Source organism: Rhodococcus sp. B50, assembly GCF_013602415.1.
GTDB lineage: Bacteria > Actinomycetota > Actinomycetes > Mycobacteriales > Mycobacteriaceae > Rhodococcus.
In genome coordinates, this window is the sequence record NZ_WPAG02000002.1 from 3671060 (window position 1) to 3690418 (window position 19359).

18 protein-coding genes are annotated in these 19359 nt (G+C 68.1%); 12 read left to right on the plus strand and 6 right to left on the minus strand.

The genetic code is table 11. From position 1 onward, the window contains the following. Nucleotides 1–16 precede the first annotated feature (16 nt). Nucleotides 17–238, minus strand: coding sequence for an RNA-binding S4 domain-containing protein (locus GON09_RS17295; RefSeq protein WP_064064212.1), 222 nt, complete (start codon nucleotides 236–238; stop codon nucleotides 17–19). A 28-nt stretch (nucleotides 239–266) separates the two neighbouring features. Between GON09_RS17295 and GON09_RS17300 the strand changes: the two genes are divergently transcribed. The 3 genes from GON09_RS17300 (at nucleotide 267) to GON09_RS17310 (ending at nucleotide 4703) form a co-directional block, all read left to right on the plus strand. Further along, nucleotides 267–1622: a cryptochrome/photolyase family protein gene (locus tag GON09_RS17300; RefSeq protein WP_213932855.1), complete on the plus strand. Its 1356-nt coding sequence runs from the start codon at nucleotides 267–269 to the stop codon at nucleotides 1620–1622. Nucleotides 1623–1878: 256 nt separating this feature from the next. Then, nucleotides 1879–3243, plus strand: a complete 1365-nt coding sequence (locus GON09_RS17305; RefSeq protein WP_213932856.1) for a TIGR01777 family oxidoreductase — start codon at nucleotides 1879–1881, stop codon at nucleotides 3241–3243. Further along, nucleotides 3240–4703 (plus strand): SDR family oxidoreductase, encoded by a 1464-nt coding sequence (locus GON09_RS17310; protein WP_213932857.1) that lies wholly within the window; start codon nucleotides 3240–3242, stop codon nucleotides 4701–4703. Before GON09_RS17305 ends, GON09_RS17310 begins: the two co-directional genes overlap by 4 nt. 146 nt (nucleotides 4704–4849) lie before the next feature. On the opposite strand, the gene GON09_RS17315 is transcribed toward GON09_RS17310, so the two are convergent. Continuing rightward, a complete protein-coding gene (locus GON09_RS17315; RefSeq protein ID WP_213932858.1) occupies nucleotides 4850–5440 on the minus strand; it encodes a lipocalin family protein in 591 nt (196 codons plus the stop codon). Between the two features lie 31 nt (nucleotides 5441–5471). After that, complete coding sequence (locus GON09_RS17320) at nucleotides 5472–6128, minus strand: fasciclin domain-containing protein (protein WP_213932859.1); 657 nt, start codon at nucleotides 6126–6128, stop codon at nucleotides 5472–5474. Between the two features lie 170 nt (nucleotides 6129–6298). On the opposite strand from GON09_RS17320, the gene GON09_RS17325 reads away from it, so the two are divergent. The 4 genes from GON09_RS17325 to GON09_RS17340 all read left to right on the plus strand — a co-directional run bounded on the left by GON09_RS17325 (nucleotide 6299) and on the right by GON09_RS17340 (nucleotide 8996). Beyond that, entirely contained in the window at nucleotides 6299–6934 is a 636-nt protein-coding gene (locus GON09_RS17325; RefSeq protein WP_244865547.1) for an alpha/beta hydrolase family protein, read from the plus strand. Further along, nucleotides 6924–7547 (plus strand): DUF1365 family protein, encoded by a 624-nt coding sequence (locus GON09_RS17330; RefSeq protein ID WP_213932861.1) that lies wholly within the window; start codon nucleotides 6924–6926, stop codon nucleotides 7545–7547. The genes GON09_RS17325 and GON09_RS17330 overlap by 11 nt, the downstream gene beginning before the upstream one ends. Nucleotides 7548–7624: 77 nt before the next feature. Continuing rightward, on the plus strand, nucleotides 7625–8200 hold the full coding sequence (locus GON09_RS17335; RefSeq protein WP_016932294.1) for a sigma-70 family RNA polymerase sigma factor: 576 nt from the start codon (nucleotides 7625–7627) through the stop codon (nucleotides 8198–8200). Beyond that, on the plus strand, nucleotides 8190–8996 hold the full coding sequence (locus tag GON09_RS17340; RefSeq protein WP_213932862.1) for an anti-sigma factor: 807 nt from the start codon (nucleotides 8190–8192) through the stop codon (nucleotides 8994–8996). The genes GON09_RS17335 and GON09_RS17340 overlap by 11 nt, the downstream gene beginning before the upstream one ends. 22 nt (nucleotides 8997–9018) lie before the next feature. Here GON09_RS17340 and GON09_RS17345 read toward each other — a convergent pair whose 3' ends face one another. After that, on the minus strand, nucleotides 9019–9795 hold the full coding sequence (locus tag GON09_RS17345) for a putative protein N(5)-glutamine methyltransferase (RefSeq protein ID WP_213932863.1): 777 nt from the start codon (nucleotides 9793–9795) through the stop codon (nucleotides 9019–9021). A gap of 60 nt (nucleotides 9796–9855) precedes the next feature. Beyond that, the gene (locus GON09_RS17350) at nucleotides 9856–10356 is read right to left on the minus strand and encodes a MarR family winged helix-turn-helix transcriptional regulator (protein ID WP_213932864.1); all 501 of its coding nucleotides are present in this window, start codon (nucleotides 10354–10356) and stop codon (nucleotides 9856–9858) included. Between the two features lie 46 nt (nucleotides 10357–10402). On the opposite strand from GON09_RS17350, the gene GON09_RS17355 reads away from it, so the two are divergent. The 5 genes from GON09_RS17355 (at nucleotide 10403) to GON09_RS17375 (ending at nucleotide 18327) form a co-directional block, all read left to right on the plus strand. After that, nucleotides 10403–12517: an MMPL family transporter gene (locus GON09_RS17355; RefSeq protein ID WP_213932865.1), complete on the plus strand. Its 2115-nt coding sequence runs from the start codon at nucleotides 10403–10405 to the stop codon at nucleotides 12515–12517. 131 nt (nucleotides 12518–12648) lie between these two features. Then, entirely contained in the window at nucleotides 12649–15981 is a 3333-nt protein-coding gene (lysX, locus tag GON09_RS17360; protein WP_213932866.1) for a bifunctional lysylphosphatidylglycerol synthetase/lysine--tRNA ligase LysX, read from the plus strand. A gap of 44 nt (nucleotides 15982–16025) precedes the next feature. After that, on the plus strand, nucleotides 16026–16631 hold the full coding sequence (locus tag GON09_RS17365; protein WP_213932867.1) for a histidine phosphatase family protein: 606 nt from the start codon (nucleotides 16026–16028) through the stop codon (nucleotides 16629–16631). A gap of 96 nt (nucleotides 16632–16727) precedes the next feature. Beyond that, on the plus strand, nucleotides 16728–17369 hold the full coding sequence (locus tag GON09_RS17370) for an MSMEG_1061 family FMN-dependent PPOX-type flavoprotein (RefSeq protein WP_213932868.1): 642 nt from the start codon (nucleotides 16728–16730) through the stop codon (nucleotides 17367–17369). Between the two features lie 46 nt (nucleotides 17370–17415). Then, on the plus strand, nucleotides 17416–18327 hold the full coding sequence (locus tag GON09_RS17375; RefSeq protein ID WP_213932869.1) for an SDR family NAD(P)-dependent oxidoreductase: 912 nt from the start codon (nucleotides 17416–17418) through the stop codon (nucleotides 18325–18327). 29 nt (nucleotides 18328–18356) lie between these two features. Here the strand turns inward: GON09_RS17375 and GON09_RS17380 are convergent, their stop codons facing one another. Then, nucleotides 18357–19199, minus strand: a complete 843-nt coding sequence (locus tag GON09_RS17380; RefSeq protein WP_213932870.1) for a cutinase family protein — start codon at nucleotides 19197–19199, stop codon at nucleotides 18357–18359. Between the last annotated feature and the right edge of the window lie 160 nt (nucleotides 19200–19359).

A 19359-nucleotide genomic window follows, 5' to 3' on the forward strand; every position in this document is an offset into this window, starting at 1 on the left:
CGCGCGGGTCACCGCATCATTCGTGCGCGACCCGCGCGCTCGCACCGGCGATCTCCACCACGTCGCCCACCTTCAGCTGACGGCCGCGACGCTCCTCCACCTCGCCGTTGACCGACACGAGGCCGTCGGCGATCACTTCCTTGGCTTCTGCACCCGATTCGATAAGGCTCGCGAGCTTGAGGAACTGACCGAGCCGGATCGACTCGTCACGGATCGGTACATCGAATGCGTCGGACATGGCACCCATTGTCCCCGACACTGGATCCATGGCCCGCCCCAGCATCATCTGGTTCCGTCGTGATCTCCGACTGAACGATCTGCCCGCTCTGCTCTCCGCCACCGAGGCCGCCGACGACGTCCTCGCCCTGTTCGTCCTCGACGACACACTGCTCCGCTCCTCCGGGGCGCGGCGTCGCGACTTCCTCATGGGTTGCCTGCGAGCACTCGACCGGGATCTCGGCGGGCGCCTGCTCGTCGTCCGGGGAGACCCCGCGACGGTCGTGCCGGCGGTGGTCGCCGAGTTCGATGCGACCGCGGTCCACATCAGCTCCGATCACGGCCCGTACGGCACGCGACGCGACCGCGCGGTCGCCGACGCTCTCGGCGATGTTCCGTTGGTGGCCACCGGTTCCCCGTATGCCGTCACCCCCGGCCGCGTGACCAAACCCGACGGCACTCCCTACAAGGTGTTCTCGGCCTTCCGACGCGCCTGGAACGACCACGGATGGCACACGCCCGCAGCGACCGGGCCGGACACCGCCGACTGGGTGGACCCGAGCGGCTGCTCCGCACGTGTCCCGATTCCGGACGAGGGTGACGAGCCCACACCGCCCGCCGGTGAAGCAGCCGCGGTGGAACGGTGGCAGGAGTTCCTCGACGACGGTCTCGAGCGGTACGCTACCGACCGCGACCGGCCGGCCTTCGACGGCACCAGCGGACTCTCCCCCTATCTGAAGTTCGGCTGCGTCCATCCGCGGACCCTGTTGCACGATCTGCGGAACCGATCGGACGAAGGCGCCGTTACCTTCCGCAGCGAACTGGCATGGCGCGACTTCTACGCCGACGTCCTGTTCCACCGCCCCGAGACCGCACGCACCAACTACAACAGCGACTTCGACGCCATCACCTACGATTCCGGGCCCGACGCCGATGCCCTGTTCACCGCGTGGTGCGAGGGCCGCACGGGCTTTCCGATCGTGGATGCCGGGATGCGGCAGCTCCTCGCCGAGGGGGTCATGCACAACCGGGTACGGATGATCGTCGCGTCGTTCCTCACGAAGGACCTGCACCTGCCGTGGTGGCGCGGGGCACGGCATTTCATGAAGCATCTTGTGGACGGCGATCTGGCATCCAACCAACACAACTGGCAGTGGACGGCGGGCAGCGGCACCGACGCCGCCCCGTACTTCCGGGTGTTCAACCCGACGCGGCAGGGCGAGAAGTTCGATCCGACGGGTGAATACGTGCGCAGATGGGTACCCGAACTGCGGAGCGTCGACGGCGCCCGTGTGCACAGTCTGCCCGACGGCCCTCCGGTCGGATATCCGGAACCGGTCGTCGATCACGCGCACGAACGTCGTGTGGCTCTGGACAGATACGAGCGAATTCGCTCACCCCGATGAGAAAGACGGCGAAACGACCCATCCGGTCGTATCGGTGCTCCGAACAACTTCTGGACGGACACCGTGTTCGCCGTAGAACCAACGAAAGGACACCCAGTGCGCGCACTCGTCGAAGCCGCTTTCATGGCCATCCACACCCCGCTCGTCGACGCATACACCTTCCTGATCAGCATCCTTCCTGCTTGAGTGGATACGGCGCCGGAGCCCGCTCCGGCGCCGTGACCACCGGGACAGCATCGACAACGGGAGGTAGAGCATGGGGATCGAGTTCTCGAGCGTTGTCGACGCACCGCGCGACGATGTGTTCGACTGGCACGCCCGTCCGGGCGCCATCCTTCGCCTGATCCCACCCTGGCAACCGATGAACGTCGTCGCCGAGGCCGATTCACTCGAGTCCGGCACGGCCGTCCTCGGTCTCCCCGGCGGGCTGCGCTGGATCTCCCGGCACAATCCCGAAGATTACGACCCGCCCGCACGTTTCGTCGACGAACTCTCGCACGACGGCCCGCTGTCGCGCCCCGCCACCGTGATCGGTTCGTGGCGGCACGAACACCGCTTCGACGCCGTCGACGAGTTCCGTACCCGCGTCACCGATCGCGTCGACACACCGATACCGGGCCGTTTCCTCACCCAGACCTTCCGTTACCGCCACCGTCAGCTCGCCGATGATCTTGCGAGCCACCGTTGGTCGCACGCGCAGGGCATCCGGCCGGCGACCGTCGCGGTGACCGGGTCGAGCGGACTCGTGGGCACCGCCCTGACGGCCTTCCTGTCCACGGGCGGATACCGGGTGATCCGGCTCGTCCGCCGACCGTCGCGGCGACCGGACGAACGACACTGGGACCCCCACCATCCGGCGCCCGACCTGCTCGAAGGTGTCGACGCCGTCGTCCATCTGGCGGGTGCCTCGATCGCCGGCCGGTTCACCGACTCGCACAAGGCCGCGATCCGCGACAGCCGGATCGAACCGACACGACGACTCGCCGAACTCGCCGCGAAGACCCCCAACGGCCCCGCGACCTTCGTCTCCGCGTCCGCGATCGGGCTCTACGGGTACGACCGCGGCGACACCCCGCTCGACGAGCGTGCCTCCCGTGGAACGGGTTTCCTCGCCGACGTCGTCACCGACTGGGAGGCCGCCGCGCGTCCCGCGGAAAAGAAGGGCCTGCGGGTGGTGCACGTACGCACCGGCATCGTCCAGACACCCCGCGGCGGCACACTGCAGTTGATGCGGCCGCTGTTCGCGAGCGGTCTCGGAGGCCGGCTCGGCAACGGTCGGCAGTGGTTCTCCTGGATCGACATCGACGACCTCGTCGACGTCTACCACCGCGCGCTCACCGATCCCGCCCTGACCGGGCCGGTGAACGCCGTTGCACCGCAGCCGGTGCGCAACGAGGAGTACACGCGGGTGCTGGCGTCGGTGCTGCACCGTCCCGCGCTGTTGCCCGTACCCGGTTTCGGACCCCGATTGCTGCTCGGCGACGAGGGCGCTCGCGAGGTCGCCCAGGCCGACCAGTTCGTCGTCCCGAAGGCCTTGCTCGACATCGGGTATCGATTCCGGCGTCCCGATCTCGAAGCGTCGCTGCGCCATCAACTCGGCCACATCCTGGAGGAGACGTGAGCGAAACCCGCATCCTCGTCACCGGAGCGACCGGTTACATCGGTGGCCGGCTCGCTCCGCGACTGCTCGAGGCGGGTTACCGCGTACGGGTCTTCGTCCGCAGCCCCGACAAGTTGCACGACGTACCGTGGGCGAGCGACGTCGAGATCACCCGCGGCGACCTCGACGACCCCGAATCCCTGCGTGAGGCCTGCCGCGATATCGATGTCGTGTACTACCTGGTGCATTCGATGGGCGGCCGCGACGAGTTCGTCGATGCGGAGAAACGGGCCGCGCAGAATGTCGCCGACGCCGCACGCAGCAGCGGTGTCTCCCGCATCGTGTACCTCGGCGGTTTGCACCCCGATTCGAGTGAACTCTCGCCACACCTGTACTCACGCGCACAGGTCGGACGCATCCTGATGGAGTCCGGAGTGCCCACACTCGTGCTGCAGGCCGGCGTCGTGATCGGCTCGGGTTCAGCGTCGTTCGAGATGATCCGGCACCTGAGCAATCGACTGCCGGTGATGACGACCCCACGGTGGGTGAACAACCGGATCCAGCCCATCGCTGTACGCGACGTCCTGCACTATCTGGTCGCCGCCGCCGACGCTCCCCTCCCCCGCAGCGGCGCCTACGACATCGGCGGGCCCGACGTCCTGCGGTACGGCGAGATGATGCAGCAGTACGCGGAGGTTGCCGGGCTGACGAAACGACGGATCCTCGTCCTTCCGGTTCTCACACCGAAACTCGCCGGGCTGTGGATCGGTTTCGTCACACCGATTCCCCCTGGTCTCGGTCGCGCGCTCCTCGAATCGCTGTCCACCGACGCGGTGATGGGCAACCACGACATCGACTCGATCATCCCGCCGCCCGAGACAGGCCTGACCGGCTACCGGGACGCCGTCCGGTTGGCTCTCGGCCGCCTCGAACGAGGTGAGGTGGAGACGACGTGGACGAACGCGTCCCCGGTCGGGGCACCCGCCGACCCTCTACCCTCCGACCCGGAGTGGGCCGGCGAGGTCGTCTTCACCGACGAACGGTCGCTCGAGTCCGATTCCCCGCCCGACACGGTGTTCGCCGTCGTGGAGAGTATCGGTGGCGAGAACGGTTGGTACTCCTTCCCGTTGGCATGGACCATCCGCGGTTGGCTCGACCGGTTCGTCGGTGGCGTCGGACTCGACCGAGGACGTCGGCACCCGAAGACGCTGCACACCGGTGACGCCCTGGACTTCTGGCGCGTCGAACGCATCGAGCGCCCGACATTGCTGCGTCTGCGCGCGGAGATGCGGGCACCCGGCGGGGCCTGGCTCGAGTGGCGGGTCGAACCCCTGGAGTCGGGTCGTTCGCGAGTGCACCAGCGCGCGATCTTCTTCCCGCGCGGACTCGCGGGACGGCTCTACTGGTACGCGCTGGTTCCCTTCCACGGCATCATCTTCCGCGGGATGCTCGAGAACATCGCGGGCACCGCCGGCCGCTAGAGCGATCCGCTACGTTGTTCGCCATCCGCTGCGGTAATTTTGCTGTAGCGGATAGCGAATTCGTGAGCGGATGCCCCGAGACGACGAATCGGGGTGGTGTGCGGATCTTCCTCGGAATCCGCACCCCACCCCGATCGCCCCGAGAGTTACACGGTGCAGAGCGGTTTGATCTCCTGCAGTCCCTCGGTGGTGGGCGAGGTGAGCATCAGGCACGAGTTGTAGCCGCTCGCCTCGACGACACCCCGGATCTCGCGCCACGCGTCGGCACTGACGACGGGCGAGCGCGACAGGACGAATCCGGAGATGCGTGTCGGGTCACCGACGAATGCCCACGAGTAATCGTCCGCAAGATACGTGACGATGTAGTTGCTCGGGCCGTCGAGCGAATCCTGGAACGGCACACCGGGAAACGACACGTGCAGCGAGGCAGTGTCGTTCACGCGGGCGTTCCCGACGATCCCGCGACGATCCCCGGTGATCGTGGTGCACGAGTTCTCCACGCGCACATTGCGTTCGTCGAGCAATGTGTAGAACGCGGTCGTGTCGCGCACGCAATCGATGTTGTAGGGAGCGGGATTGGCGGCGAGCTGATACCACTGTCCCACATACCGATTCACGTCCAGCTCCGGAACCGGCGCGAGAGGCGCTGCGGCGGCGGGCGTGACGAACAGGAGCGCGCCTGCGGCGGCGATGAACGCCGCCGCAAGCCCCCGAACGCCGTGTCGGGACCAACGCATATCTTCTACCTTTCCGCCGACCGGGTGGTGGTTACTGGGGCTGGAGGACGCCGTCGATCAGGTACACGGTGGCGTTCTCGGTCTCGATACCGCCGCAGATGACGTTGGCGTCGTTGACCATCAGCATGTCGCCCTCACCGGAGACCTCGACGGTGCCGCCCTGAACGGTGGTCTGCGTACCGACGACATCGGCCGGGGCCAGCTCACCCGGAACCACGTGGTAGGTGAGAATATCGGTGAGCAGGGCCGAATCGGTCTGGAGGGTCTGGACCGTCTCGGGCGGCAGGGCCGCGAACGCATCGTCGACCGGTGCGAAGACGGTGAACTCGCCGCCGTTGAGAGTCTCGACCAGGTTCACGTCGGGATTGAGCTGCCCGGAGACGGCCTGCGTGAGAGTGGTCAGGATCGGAACATTTCCGGCAGCTTCGGCGACCGGCTGGTTCGCGAGTTCCTCGACGGAGGAGGGCCCGCTCGGATTCGCGGCGACGTAGTCGGCACACCCCGGGCCGACCGGACCGGCGGCAGGAGCCGCGGTTCCGGTTGCAGCCGTGGTGGTTTCCTGCATGGTCTCCATGGTGGTGGTGTCGGTGGTGTCCGTGCCCGAATCATCCGAACACGCCGCGACACCCAGCAGGGACATCGCGCCGATTCCGACGGCGGCCAGGCTCTTGCGCGCAGTGATGTTCATGACTGTGGTTCCCTTCGTAGGCCGTGACCGGAGACGGCCACGTCGATCAGGTGTGTCACCGGTCATTCGATCCTCGGGGCGGTGCGGATGGGTCGTGATCGAAAGAATTTTTTCCGGATCGGTATCCGCCCGGAACCCATCCGCATCGTGGTCCGCTCCGAATGCAGGTCATGGACAACGTCGAGGCTCCCCGACCGGCTCACGTACTCGTGCTGCCCGGTGGGCGTCCGGTCGGCACCACACCGCCCCGCCGGTGGCAGATGTCGCAGATGCGCATGCGTCTGTTCGCCGACGCACTGCGCCTACGGCTGGGCAAGTACGACATCGCGGTCGATCTCGTCGACTATCGGTATTGCGGATGGAACGGCGATCACATGAGCCCGGTCCGCGACGGTCTGCGGGCGATCGAGTCGGTGACGCGGCGCCGTGGGGATGTCCGGCTCGGGCTGGTCGGGCACGCGATGGGCGCGCGGGCGATCGCACATCTCGCGGCCCAGCACGGCGTGGAGTCCCTCGTCGCCCTTGCGCCGTGGTGGCCGGCCGACGACGCCGATCTGATTCCTGCCGGTCGGCACCTGCTGGTCGCGCACGGCACGGAGGACACCCGGACCGACCCCCGGATGGCCCAGAGCCAGGCGATGGCGGCGGGAGACCGGGGTGTGCACGCGCGGTGGCGGCCCCTGCCCGGAGCCGGACATTTCCTCCTCACCGACCCTCGGTGGTGGGCCGACACCACGGCCGATTTCCTCACGTGCACACTGTCGGGGAAACCGACCACGTGCCCCGGAGACGACCATGCATCCTGACCTTCCCCGCGCAGTCGCGATGATCGGTGACGACGTCGAGTTCCCGGGTGGCCGGGTCGTGGTCACGCCGGCGATCTACCGCACCTTCGTGCGCCACGCGCGGGGATCGTCCGAGCGCCCCTCGCTCGAGTATCGCGGCTTCAGCTGGGTCATGGACGTCGACGAGACGCCGTCGTCACCGTGGTGGCTGCGCATGCTGACGCGGTTCGATCCGTGGGACCACTTCGTCGCGAGCGATTCCGATACCTTCCGCGGACGCGTCGAGGACCACCTCGTCGCCGACGGGGTGAGGGTGCCGGGAGGACGGATCACGGCGCTGCTGAACATCCGGCGTCTCGGTCGCGGATCGGATCCGCTGAATCTGTTCTGGTGCCACGATCCGAGCGGCTCGCTGGCCTGCGTCGTCGCGGAGATCCATACACGCCGGGGCGGACGACACTGCTACACGCTCCGCTCGGACGAGATCGACATCATCACCCGCGCCGGCGACATGTTCGCCCTCTCGGTCGCCCTGCGGCGGCCCGGCGTGCCCATGTTCACCGCGACCGTCAGTGGCGAACGGATGCCCGCCGACCTTGCGACGGTCCTCCGTGCTCGGATGTGGATGGGGTGACGCTCGTGGTCGACACGGTTGCCTTGAGCGGAGGGAAGGTCCCGGCTAGGCTTTCCCCCGATGAGCGGACTGAGCCGATGACCGGCGTCGGAGGCCACACCGATACCCTCGGCGCACTGCTCGAGCGGGTGGCCCGGCAAGACCCCACGGCGTTCGCCGAACTGTACGACGCGACGCGTTCCCGAGTCTTCGGCATGGTGCTGCGGGTCCTCCGGGATCCCGGCTACAGCGAGGAGACCACGCAGGAGGTCTACCTCCAGGTGTGGAGGTCGGCGGACAAGTACGACCCGCATCAGGGTTCCGCACTGTCGTGGATCATCACGCTCGCCCATCGGCGGGCCGTCGACCGGGTCCGCAGTGAACAGTCCGGAGCCGACCGCGAGGCGCACTACGGTTCGACGAACGTCGACGCGGCCTTCGACTCGGTGAGCGAGGAGGTCGCGCAGCGCGACGACCGCCGCCGGGTGAACGAGTGTCTGGGTTCGCTCACCGAACTGCAGCGACGCTCGGTCGAGCTCGCCTACTACAGAGGCTTTACCTACACCGAAGTGGCAGAAGAACTTTCGTCTCCGTTGCCGACCGTCAAGTCGCGCATCCGGGACGGCCTGAAACGACTGAAGAATTGTCTGGGGGTGACCGTCGATGGCGAATGAGGCGAACGACTCCTCGCGCGATCTGCTCGACATGGCACCCGGTTTCGCATTGGATGCCGTTACGCCCGGCGAGCGCCAGGAGATCGCCGAGCAACTCGCGGAAGCCGATCCGGAGGTGGTCGCGCGATTCACCGCCGAGGTCCGCGAGATCCACGAGACTCTCGCGGCGATGTCGGCCGGCACCGCGACCGAGCCGCCGGCCGAGCTCAGGATGCGACTGCTCGATCTGGTCCACGCCGAGCTCACCGCGAAGACTCCCGTCGAAGAACCCGGGCCATCGGGAGCGACCGAGGCACCGGAGACGGTGGAAGACGACGTCCTTCCTCCGCCGGTGTCCCTCGACGACCGTCGCCGGGCCCGCCGCCGGAATTTCCTGCTCGCCGCGGCCGCTGCGGTGATCGTCGCGGTGGGCGGTGTCGTGGTGGCCGGTCAGTGGTCGGCACCGTCCGGGCCGGCCACGAGCGAGCGGGTGTTCGCGGCCGAGGACGTACAGACCTCGTCGGGTTCGCTCGAGGGCGGCGGCACCGCGACCGTGGTGTTCTCCAAGGAGGAGGACGCGGGCGTGCTGGTGATGAACAACGTCGCCCCACCGGCCGAGGGCAGTGTCTATCAGATGTGGCTGGTCGGCCCCGAGGGCATGGAACCGGCGGGCACGATGACGCCCGACGATGTCGCGCCGTCCACGACGGCGGTGCTCGAGGACATCTCCGGCGCTACCGCGCTCGCCTTCAGCGTCGAGCCGACGGGCGGGTCGACCCAGCCGACCGCGATCTTCGCCCAGCTCCCGCTGGACTGACATGTCCGCGGCAGCGATCACGTCATCGGCGGGTGCCGATGACGACCGTCGCCTCGAATTCCTCGGAACTTCGTGCGATCGGGTCGAGTCCGGCGTGAGCGATGAGGTTCTCCAGCACGGGTGCCTGCGCCGCCGCCGATTCGACGAGCAGCGACCCGCCGACGGTGAGCCATCGGATCGCGTCCGCGACGAGTCGGCGATGGACGTCCAGACCGTCGGGTCCGCCGTCCAGCGCGCGACGCGGCTCGCTGCAGCGAGCCTCCCGCGGCATCGATCCGATCGCCCCGGACGGCACGTAGGGCGCGTTGGCGACGAGTACATCGACGCGACCGCGCAGCGCCGCGGGCAGGGCGTCGAACAGGTCGCCGTCGAACACCCTGTGGGACGGCAGGTTCAGACGCGCGCAGGCCGTGGCGACGGGATCGATGTCGGCCGCGTAGACCTCGGATGCCTCCACTGCGGTGGCGAGCGCGGAGCCGACCGCGCCGCACCCGCAACACATGTCGACGATCACGGCCCCGGGTCGCGCGAGTTCGATCGCGCAGTCCACCAGGTACTCGGTGCGTCGACGAGGGACGAACACCCCGGGCCGCACCGCGATGCGCCTGCCGTGGAAGAAGACGTGTTCCAGCACGTGTTCGAGGGGTTCGCCGGACACCCGCCGCGCGACCAGCCGCTCCAGATCCGAGGGCGTGCGAGCGGCTTCCAGGAGGAGTTGCGCCTCCTCCTCCGCGAACACGCAACCGGCTGCTCGCAATGCGGACACGACGTCGGCGTGGGTCCGGTGGGCGGAGACCATGCGGCACCCTACCGCGCGCTCATCCGGCAAATCTCTCCGTTTTCCGGGGCGGGGGCCGGCTCACACCCCGTGAAGGGGTGGGATCTCCCGGTCATGGGTATTCCGCGGGCTGTCACGAGGAGCGCTGTGGGAACGAACGATCTCGAGCAGGAGCCTGCGCAGGGTCGCCGGGTCCGAGACCGCGACCGGAGAGTCGCCACCGGTCGCGTCGTCGCGCTCGAGTTCGATCACACGCCGGTAGGCGTCCACGCCCGACGGGGTGATCTCCACCCGCATGCGGCGCTCGTCCTCCGGGTCGATCGCGCGCGTGACGAAACCGCCACGGACGAGATGATCGACGGTCCGGCTCATGGTCTGGTCGGTCACCCGGCACGCGCGCGCCATCTGTCGTTGCGACAACGGCGCGTGGGCCACCGCGTGCAGGGCGATCACCCCCGCGTGGGTCAGCCCTCGTCGTCGCAACGACTGTTCCCAGGCCTGCTCGACGAGCCTGGCCGCGGTGGACAGCAGGCGTCCGGTGGGCCACTCGTCGAGGTCGTCTTCACCCCCATCGTTCAGCACGCTGAATAATCTAGTGTCGACATATCCGTTCACGCCAGGAGGAATCTTGAGCACTGCTACCGCGCCCCCACGTAGAACCGGCCGATGGCGGTGGCTGCTACCCGCCCTGTTGCTCATCGCGTGGCTCGTGGCCGCCGGCGGCGGCGGCCCGTTCGCCGGCAAGCTCAGCGAAGTGGCATCGACCGATGCGAGTTCGTTCCTCCCCGCGTCCGCGGAATCGACGCGCGCCGACGAGCTGTACGCGCAGTTCAACGAGAGCGAGTTCATCCCCGCGATCGTCGTCGCCGAGCGCGAGGGCGGAATCACCGACCAGGATCTCGCCTTCCTCGCCACCGAATCCGCCGGCCCGCCCCCGATCCCGTCGGAGGACGGTGAAGCGGCGCAGATGATCGTGCCGCTCGACGCCTCCGGGGAGGTCCAGGACGCCGTCGAAGAACTCCGGACCTCGCTCGAGGGTGCACCGGACGGCCTGACCGTCTACGTCACCGGGCCCGCCGGCCAGGCCGCCGACCTGTCGTCGGCCTTCGGTGGGATCGACGGACTGCTGCTGCTCGTCGCGGGCGGTGTCGTCCTCGTGATCCTGGTGGTGGTCTACCGCAGCCCGATCCTGCCGTTCGTCGTCATCATCTCGGCGTTGTTCGCACTCGCGCTCGCGAGCCTGCTCGTCTACGTGCTCGCCGATGCCGGAACGATCGCGCTCAACGGCCAGAGCCAGGGCATCATGTTCATCCTGGTGTTCGGTGCCGCCACCGACTACGCGCTGCTGCTGGTCTCCCGGTACCGCGAGGAGCTGCGACTGCAGCAGGACAAGTACGCCGCGATGCGCAGCGCGCTCCGCGGCTCGATCGAACCGATCGCAGCCTCGGCCGGCACCGTCATCCTCGGCGTGCTGTGCCTGCTGCTGTCGGACCTGAACTCCAACCGCGGTCTCGGTCCCGTCGCCGCTATCGGCATCGCCACGTCGTTCCTCGCATCGGTGACCTTCCTGCCCGCCGCCCTCGTATTGCTCGGCCGCGTGGCGTTCTGGCCCACCCGCCCGGTCTACGACGCGAATGCCGATGCGGAGGACATGCAGAAGTCCCACAAGCTGTGGGGCCGGGTCGCTGCCTTCGTCGGGTCGAAGCCGCGCCCGATCTGGATCGTGTGCAGCCTCGTCCTCGTCGCCTTCGCACTGCTGGCACCGCAGTTCAAGGCGAGCGGTGTCGCATCGTCGGATCTGTTCCTGCTGCAAACCGATTCGAAGTCCGGCCAGGAGGTGCTCGGTGAGCACTTCGACGCCGGCACCGGTTCGCCCAGCATCGTCGTCGCCCGCGCGGGCGCGCTCGACGGTGTCGTCCAGGCGGCCGAGGGTGTCGAGGGCGTGACGACCGTCCAGCCCGTCCCCGGTCCCGACGGAGCGCCGCGCGTGATCGACGGGCTCGTCGCGGTGCAGGCCACGCTGTCGGATCCGGCCGATTCCCTCGCCGCCGAGGAGACCGTCGAACGCATCCGCGAGGCAGTGCGCACCGTGCCCGACGCCGAGGCTCTCGTCGGTGGTCCGACCGCCGTCGATCTCGATACGAAGGACACCGCGACCCGCGACCGCACCGTCATCATCCCGGCCGTGACGCTCGTGGTGCTGCTCGTGCTCATCGTGCTGTTGCGTGCGCTCGTCGCGCCGATTCTGCTGATGCTCACCGTGATCGTGTCGTTCGCGGCGACGCTCGGTGTGTCGTCGCTGCTGTTCAACCACGTCTTCGGGTTCCCCGGCGCCGACCCGGTCGTGCCGCTGTTCGGATTCGTCTTCCTCGTGGCGCTGGGCATCGACTACAACATCTTCCTCATGACCCGTGTCCGTGAGGAGACGAAGAAGGTCGGCACTCGGGCGGGCACGCTGCGGGCCCTGACCGTCACCGGCGGTGTCATCACGTCCGCCGGCGTGGTGCTCGCGGCGACATTCTCGGCGCTGGCGGTGATCCCGCTGCTGTTCCTGGCCCAGCTGGCGTTCATCGTCGCCTTCGGTGTCCTGCTCGATGCTCTACTCGTGCGGTCGCTGGTGGTGCCGGCCCTGTCGATCGACATCGGCAAGAAGATCTGGTGGCCGAGCACGCTCGCCCGCACCGAGCCGTCCGAGCCGGATCCGACCGAGGACGTGGCCACCGCAGGAGCATCGCGCTCATGAACGCACAGGCTGTGTGCCGCTCCTGACAGGTCCGTAGCTGCACGAACGACGGCCGCGGGACAGGATGTGTGATCCGGTCCCGCGGCCGTTCGTCCCACGGCTGCCGCGTTTGCCCGTTACCGTCTTGTTCCATGTCTGCGGATTCCACCGCTCCTGTCGAGCGCCCGCGTCCGGCGGAGGACGCCCGACCACCCTCCCGGCCGTCGCTGACCGACCGCATCGGCGGACGTCTGTCCGCCGTACCGCACATCGTCGGCCTGATACTGGGCATCTACGCGTTCGTGGTGGCGCTGTGGTCGATCTCCCCGACCCTGCGCTACTGGATCCACATTCCTCGCGAGTACATCGACGAGTACTACTTCGACGCTCCCGATACGAGCCTGTCGTTCGCTCTGGTCATCGGTCTGCTCGCCGGTGCGATCGCCGGCCGCAAACGCATCGCGTGGTGGATCCTGACGATCTACCTCGGCGGGTTCACCATCACGAATCTCGTGATGAGCATCGTCGAGCGCGATCCGAACCACCTCGTCGCATTGGTCGTCCACCTGGTGCTGGTCGCGGTACTGCTGCTGTCCTATCCCGAGTTCTACACACGGGTGCGGCGCGGAAACGTCTGGGCCGCACTCGGTGTGCTCGTGGGCGGTCTGGTCGTCGCGACGCTGATCGGCTGGGGACTGGTGGAACTGTTCCCCGGCAGCCTGCCCGCTCCCGACCGGTTCCTGTGGGCGCTCAACCGTGTCACCGCACTGACGTTCATCGACAACGACCAGTTCGGCGGCCGGCCGAACGGATTGGTCAACACGCTGCTCGGCCTGCTCGGCGCGCTCGCCGTCCTCGCGGCCGCCGTAGTCCTGTTCCGGTCACAGCGAGCGAGCAACGCGCTCACCGGCAGCGACGAGTCCGCCATCCGCGGCCTGCTCGCCCACAGCGACGATTCGCTGGGCTACTTCGCGACCCGCCGCGACAAGGCCGTCGTGTTCGCACCCAGCGGGAAGGCCGCGGTGACCTACCGCGTCGAACTCGGGGTGTGCCTCGCGAGCGGTGATCCGATCGGCAATCCCGAGGCGTGGCAGCACGCGATCGAGGAATGGCTCGACCTCGCACGCGCCTACGGATGGACACCCGCGGTGATGGGAGCGAGCGAGGACGGTGCGACCGCCTACCACCGTGCGGGCCTGAACGCGCTGCAACTCGGCGACGAAGCCGTCCTGCACACCCGCGACTTCAGTCTCGCCGGACGCGACATGCGGCCCGTGCGGCAGGCCGTCAACCGTGCCCGCAAACACGGTGTGACCGCACGGATCATGCGCCACCGCGAGCTGTCACCCATCGAGCTGTCGGCCGCGATCCAACGCGCCGAGGCCTGGCGCGACACCGAGAACGAGCGCGGATTCTCGATGGCCCTCGGCCGGCTCGGCGATCCGCTCGACGGCGACTGTCTGCTCGTCGAAGCGTTCTCGGAGGGCAAGGTCGTCGCGATGCTCTCGCTCGTGCCGTGGGGAGCGGACGGGGCGTCGCTCGACCTCATGCGCCGCGACCCACAGGCCCCCAACGGGGTCGTCGAACTCATGGTGTCCGAACTCGCCTCACGTGGCGCCGAATTCGACGTCGAGCGGATCTCGCTGAACTTCGCGGTCTTCCGATCGGTGTTCGAGGAGGGCGCGAGGATCGGTGCCGGCCCGATCCTGCGGTTGTGGCGGTCGATCCTGCTGTTCTTCTCCCGCTGGTGGCAGCTCGAGGCGCTGTACCGGTCCAACGTCAAGTATCACCCCGAGTGGGTACCGCGCTTCCTGTGTTTCCGCGACAACCGGCTCATCCCGCGGGTCGCGCTCGCCTCGGCGATCGCCGAGGGTTTCCTCACCCTTCCCACCTTCGGCCGCCGGAACACCCGGCAACACACGGGAACACATTCGGCGTTCCCCGAGGACCAGGAAGTCGCGGCCGCACTGCACGACGACGGCAGCGCACCCGACAGCAAGCTCGGCGACGGTACACCGGTCGCCGCGCACGGGCGCCGCCGTCCCGAGCAGGTCCGGATACGTATGGACACCCTGCAGCGGATCGTCGAGCACGGGGTCGACCCCTATCCGGTTGCGCATCCTCCGACCCACACCGCTGACGAGGCTCGGGTCGCGAAGTCCGGCACCGCCGTGACCGTGGCGGGACGGCTCCTGCGCATCCGCAACTTCGGCGGTGTGCTGTTCGCGGTGCTGCGCGACTGGTCGGGCGACATCCAGATTCTCGTCGACCGGCAACGTGTTGCCGGGCAACGCTTCCTGTTCGACCTCGGCGATCTCGTCGAGGTCTCCGGGGAGATGGGACGCAGCCGCACCGGGGAGATCTCGGTGCTCGCCGATTCGTGGCGCATCGACGGCAAGTGCCTGCACCCACTACCCGACAAGTACCACGGCCTCGTCGATCCCGAAGCCCGCGTGCGGCAGCGCTATCTGCATCTCGCGGTCGACCGCGGGGCACGTGAGCATCTCGCGGCGCGCAGCGCGGTGGTCCGATCGTTGCGCGACGAACTGCAGGCCCGTGGCTATCTCGAGGTCGAGACCCCTATCCTGCAGTCGGTACACGGCGGTGCGAACGCGGCACCGTTCGTCACCCACATCAATGCCTACGACGCCGACCTGTACCTGCGGATCGCCCCGGAGCTGTATCTGAAACGACTATGCGTCGCCGGCATGGCGAAGGTCTTCGAGATCGGCCGCGTGTTCCGCAACGAGGGTGCGGATTTCAAGCACAACCCGGAGTTCACGATCCTCGAGGCATACGAGGCGCACAGCGACTATGAGAAGATGCGGGTCGTCGCGCGCGAACTGATCCAGGCGGCGGCACGGGCAGCGCACGGACGCGAGATCATCCTGCGGCCCGGGCCCGACGGCACCCCGGTCGAGATCGACATCTCCGGCGAGTGGCCTGTCGAGACCTTCCACGACGCGATCTCCGAGGCGCTCGGGACGTTCGTCGACGCGCAGACTCCCGTCGAGGTCCTGCGACGCCTGTGCGACGAGCACGGGATCCCCTACAACCCTGCCTGGGATGCCGGTGCCACCGCGCAGGAGATGTACGAGCACCTCGTGGAATCGAAGACGACCTTCCCCACCTTCTACACCGACTTCCCGACCTCGGTGTCGCCGCTGACGCGGCCGCATCCCCGCAAGCCGGGTGTCGCCGCGAAGTGGGATCTGGTGGCGTGGGGTGTCGAGCTGGGGACCGCCTACAGCGAACTCACCGACCCCCTCGACCAGCGTGCCCGCCTCACCGAGCAGTCGCTGCTCGCCGCGGGCGGTGACGAGGAGGCGATGGAGCTCGACGAGGAGTTCCTCGAAGCACTCGAGTACGCGATGCCTCCCACCGGCGGTCTCGGCATGGGTGTCGACCGGATCGTGATGCTCGTACTCGGCGGCAGCATCCGCGAGTCGCTGGCGTTTCCCTTCACGAGGCCGAGGCGCTCCTGACGGGTGGTTTCACGTGAAACCGGGGCACCTGGCATCGTGAGGTCGTGCAGCTACTCCTGATCCGTCACGCCGAGCCGAACAACGCCCGCGCCGAGACCGGCGTCGCCGACCCGCCGCTCACCGAGTCCGGTCGCCTCCAGGCTTCACGGTTGCCGGACGCGCTGTCGCCCTACAACATCACGCGGTTGTTCTCGAGCCCGCAATTGCGGGCCCTGCAGACCGCGGAACCCGTCGCCGAACGCCGCGGCCTCGACGTGGAGACGAGGGAGGACATCGCCGAGTACGACTACGGGCACGACCACTACTTCACCATCGATGCCGCGAAGGACGTCGCACCCGCCGCGTACAAGCGCATCCTGGCAGGTCACCTGCCCGACTTCGTCGACGCGGACGATTTCCGCACCCGCGTGCTGCGAGGGATCGACGACGTGGTGGACACGTCCGACCATTCCGAGACCGTGGCGCTGTTCGTCCACGGCGGGGTGGTGAACATCGTGCTGCAGCACCTGCTCGACCTGCCCCGGCCGCTGATGTTCCCCATCGAGTACGCGTCGGTGACCCGCATCCTCGTCTCACGCAGCGGTGCGCGCCGCGTCGCCTCGATCAACGAGACGGGACACGTGCGCGACACCCTGCGGGTCCGAGCGTGACGGTTCGACGCGCAATGTCCTGAACAGGCAGGACCAGAACGCCGACGTGATCTTCCCGTGCAGGATTGATACGGTCACCGCCGGAGGTGGCACCGGATGGATGCGGACAGGATCGACGAGCTCGTACAGGGCGGTATACGGACACAGGACGAACTCGAGGCCGTCCTGGGCATTCCGCACCCGGCGATCGTCGACAAGGCACGACCCCACTTGACCCCGCTGATCAGGCATTTCCTGTCGCTGGCACGGTTCTTCACGATCGCCACGGCCGACGCCGTCGGCAACTGCGACTGCTCTCCGCGCGGTGATCTCGAGTCGGCGGTACTCGTGCTCGACGACCACACCATCGCGCTGCCCGACCGGCCCGGCAACCGCCGCGCCGATTCCTACCGGAACATTCTCGAGAACCCTCACGTCGGGCTGCTGTTCTTCGTCCCCGGCGACGAGGAGGTGCTGCGGATCAACGGCCGCGCCACCCTCTCGACCGACCCGGACCTGCTCGAGAAACTGTCGCTGCAGAACAAGCCGGCGCAGCTGGCCGTGATCGTGCAGATCGACGAGGTCTTCCTGCACTGCGCCCGGGCACTGCTCCGCGCCAAGCTGTGGGATCCGTCGACCTTTCCCGACCGCGCGGCGGTGCCCTCGATGCGCGACATGCACGCCGAACTCCACTCCATCGAGATTCCGGCCGACGCCGAGCCGGGCAAGCGCGAGCTCTATCGCGAGTTCCTGTACTGACCTCTCTTGTACTGACCACCCGCGGTGAATGCGTCACGATGGTGGAGTGACCTCTCGGACCGCGCAGATTCGCCGCTGGCGCGCCGGCGCTGCACTACGCAGCCGTCTGCGCGACCTGACCGGCACCCTCGTCGTCGTCACCGGCGGCGGTAGCGGGATCGGACGGGCCGCCGCCCTGGCCTTCGCCGCCGAGGGCGCCATCGTGGTCGTCGCCGACAAGGATCTCGACAGTGCCCATGAGACGGTGGCGCTCGTGAACGTCCCGGCCCCCGGCTCCGGGGGCTCGGAGGCCGTCTTCGGCGGCGGCGCTCACGCCTACGAACTCGACGTCTCCGACGAACATCAGGTCCGGGAGTTCGCTCAGACCGTCCGCGAGCGGCACGGCGTCGCGGACGTGCTCGTCAACAACGCAGGCATCGGTGTCATCGGCGCGTTCGCCGACACCCCGCAGAGCGTTTTCGAGCACGTGATGGACGTGAACTTCTGGGGCGTGGTGTACGGCTGCCGCGCCTTCGCGGAACAGATGACCGAACGTGGCGCCGGCGGGCACATCGTCAACGTCTCGTCGGCGGCGGCGTTCATGCCGCAACGCAATCTCGCCGCCTACTCGACGAGCAAGGCCGGGGTGTTCATGCTGTCGGAGTGCCTGCGCGCCGAGTTGCTCGAACACGGCATCGGAGTGACCGTGGTGTGCCCCGACCTGGTCGACACCAACCTCGTCCGGGCGACCGAGTACGTCGCGCCGAACCGGGATATGCGGGCCGCGCGTCGCACCCGCACGCTCGCGATGTACCGGCGCCTGCACATCGCGCCGGAGAAGGTGGCCAAGGAGATCGTCGGAGCGGTCCGTCACAACCGGCCCGTGGTGACGGTCGCTCCGGGCGCGAAGATCCGCAAGTGGCTGATGCGCTTCGCGCCCCGTGTCATGCGTGTCGGCGCCCGATTCGACATCGACTGACTGTGCGAAGTCGACAGGGCGGGCGGTGGTCAGGCCTTCGAGGCGATCCAGTCGCGCAGCCACCGCGTGGCCGTGGTTCCGCGATCGTCGACCACATAGTTCGAATAGTCCTGGTGGATCTGCGACTCGTAGAAGGTGCGGATCTTCGTCTCGCGCAGCTCGTTCGCCTCGGGCGTGAGCTGTAGTTGCAGCATCGGGATGCCGCCGGCGGTCATGACGTCGTTGTAGAGGGTGGTCGCCTCGTCGCGGTAGTTCTCGAGCTGTTCGAACGGACTTCCCGCCGAGATGGCGAGGAAGCCGGCCAGTCGCGTGACGAAGTCCTCCGGCGGAGTCGAGCAGTAGAGGTCGCCCACCGCACAGATGGTGCGCACATTGGGCGTTACGAATCCGAAGCCTCCCGCACGGGCGCCTCCCGCACCGGTGCCGGCGACGGGCGGGCCGACGAACGGGTCGAGTTCGGAGCGACGCGGGTCTGACAGCAGGCCCACCGCGACGAGGCGGTGCGGACCGACCACCCCCAGGCCGGTGCCGATCTCGGCGGCGAGATCGCCTGCGGCGTCGGCACCCTGGCTGTATCCGACGAGGGCGAAGTTGGTGAGTGGGCACCGCTCGGCCGTCGCCGCGATGATGCCGCGGGCATTGTCGACCGCGCGGTTGCGGGAGGCTGCGTACACGTCGCCCTCCCAGGGGAAGGCCGTGGCCGGATACGTGACGTAGTCGACGCGGGACCCGGCGGGAAGCCCGGACGTGACCTGAGCGAGCATGCCGTTTCCGCGAGCAGGGTCGGGAGTGTCGGAGGTCTCCCAGGTTCCCGGCACCGCGATCACATTCAACGTCGGACAGCCCGGCGGATTCGCTTGCGCCGCAGGCATTGCCACGAATACTGATGCGCACGCCGCCACCGCGGCCACCGTTGCCGCCCACACTCTTCTCATAGCCATGTCCCCGCCCCGCTACTGTCCTGGTGCCGTGTCCTCCCCGGCAGTATCGAGTAGAAGAATGACATACTCGTGAACTGGATGTGATGGATCC

Bases quoted from the DNA above. Each gene is read 5' to 3' on its own strand.
- GON09_RS17295 (WP_064064212.1), bottom strand. From the start codon at position 238: ATGTCCGACGCATTCGATGTACCGATCCGTGACGAGTCGATCCGGCTC.
- GON09_RS17300 (WP_213932855.1), top strand. From the start codon at position 267: ATGGCCCGCCCCAGCATCATCTGGTTCCGTCGTGATCTCCGACTGAAC.
- GON09_RS17305 (WP_213932856.1), top strand. From the start codon at position 1,879: ATGGGGATCGAGTTCTCGAGCGTTGTCGACGCACCGCGCGACGATGTG.
- GON09_RS17315 (WP_213932858.1), bottom strand. From the start codon at position 5,440: ATGCGTTGGTCCCGACACGGCGTTCGGGGGCTTGCGGCGGCGTTCATC.
- GON09_RS17320 (WP_213932859.1), bottom strand. From the start codon at position 6,128: ATGAACATCACTGCGCGCAAGAGCCTGGCCGCCGTCGGAATCGGCGCG.
- GON09_RS17325 (WP_244865547.1), top strand. From the start codon at position 6,299: ATGGACAACGTCGAGGCTCCCCGACCGGCTCACGTACTCGTGCTGCCC.
- GON09_RS17330 (WP_213932861.1), top strand. From the start codon at position 6,924: ATGCATCCTGACCTTCCCCGCGCAGTCGCGATGATCGGTGACGACGTC.
- GON09_RS17335 (WP_016932294.1), top strand. From the start codon at position 7,625: ATGACCGGCGTCGGAGGCCACACCGATACCCTCGGCGCACTGCTCGAG.
- GON09_RS17340 (WP_213932862.1), top strand. From the start codon at position 8,190: ATGGCGAATGAGGCGAACGACTCCTCGCGCGATCTGCTCGACATGGCA.
- GON09_RS17345 (WP_213932863.1), bottom strand. From the start codon at position 9,795: ATGGTCTCCGCCCACCGGACCCACGCCGACGTCGTGTCCGCATTGCGA.
- lysX (WP_213932866.1), top strand. From the start codon at position 12,649: ATGTCTGCGGATTCCACCGCTCCTGTCGAGCGCCCGCGTCCGGCGGAG.
- GON09_RS17370 (WP_213932868.1), top strand. From the start codon at position 16,728: ATGGATGCGGACAGGATCGACGAGCTCGTACAGGGCGGTATACGGACA.
- GON09_RS17380 (WP_213932870.1), bottom strand. From the start codon at position 19,199: ATGCCTGCGGCGCAAGCGAATCCGCCGGGCTGTCCGACGTTGAATGTG.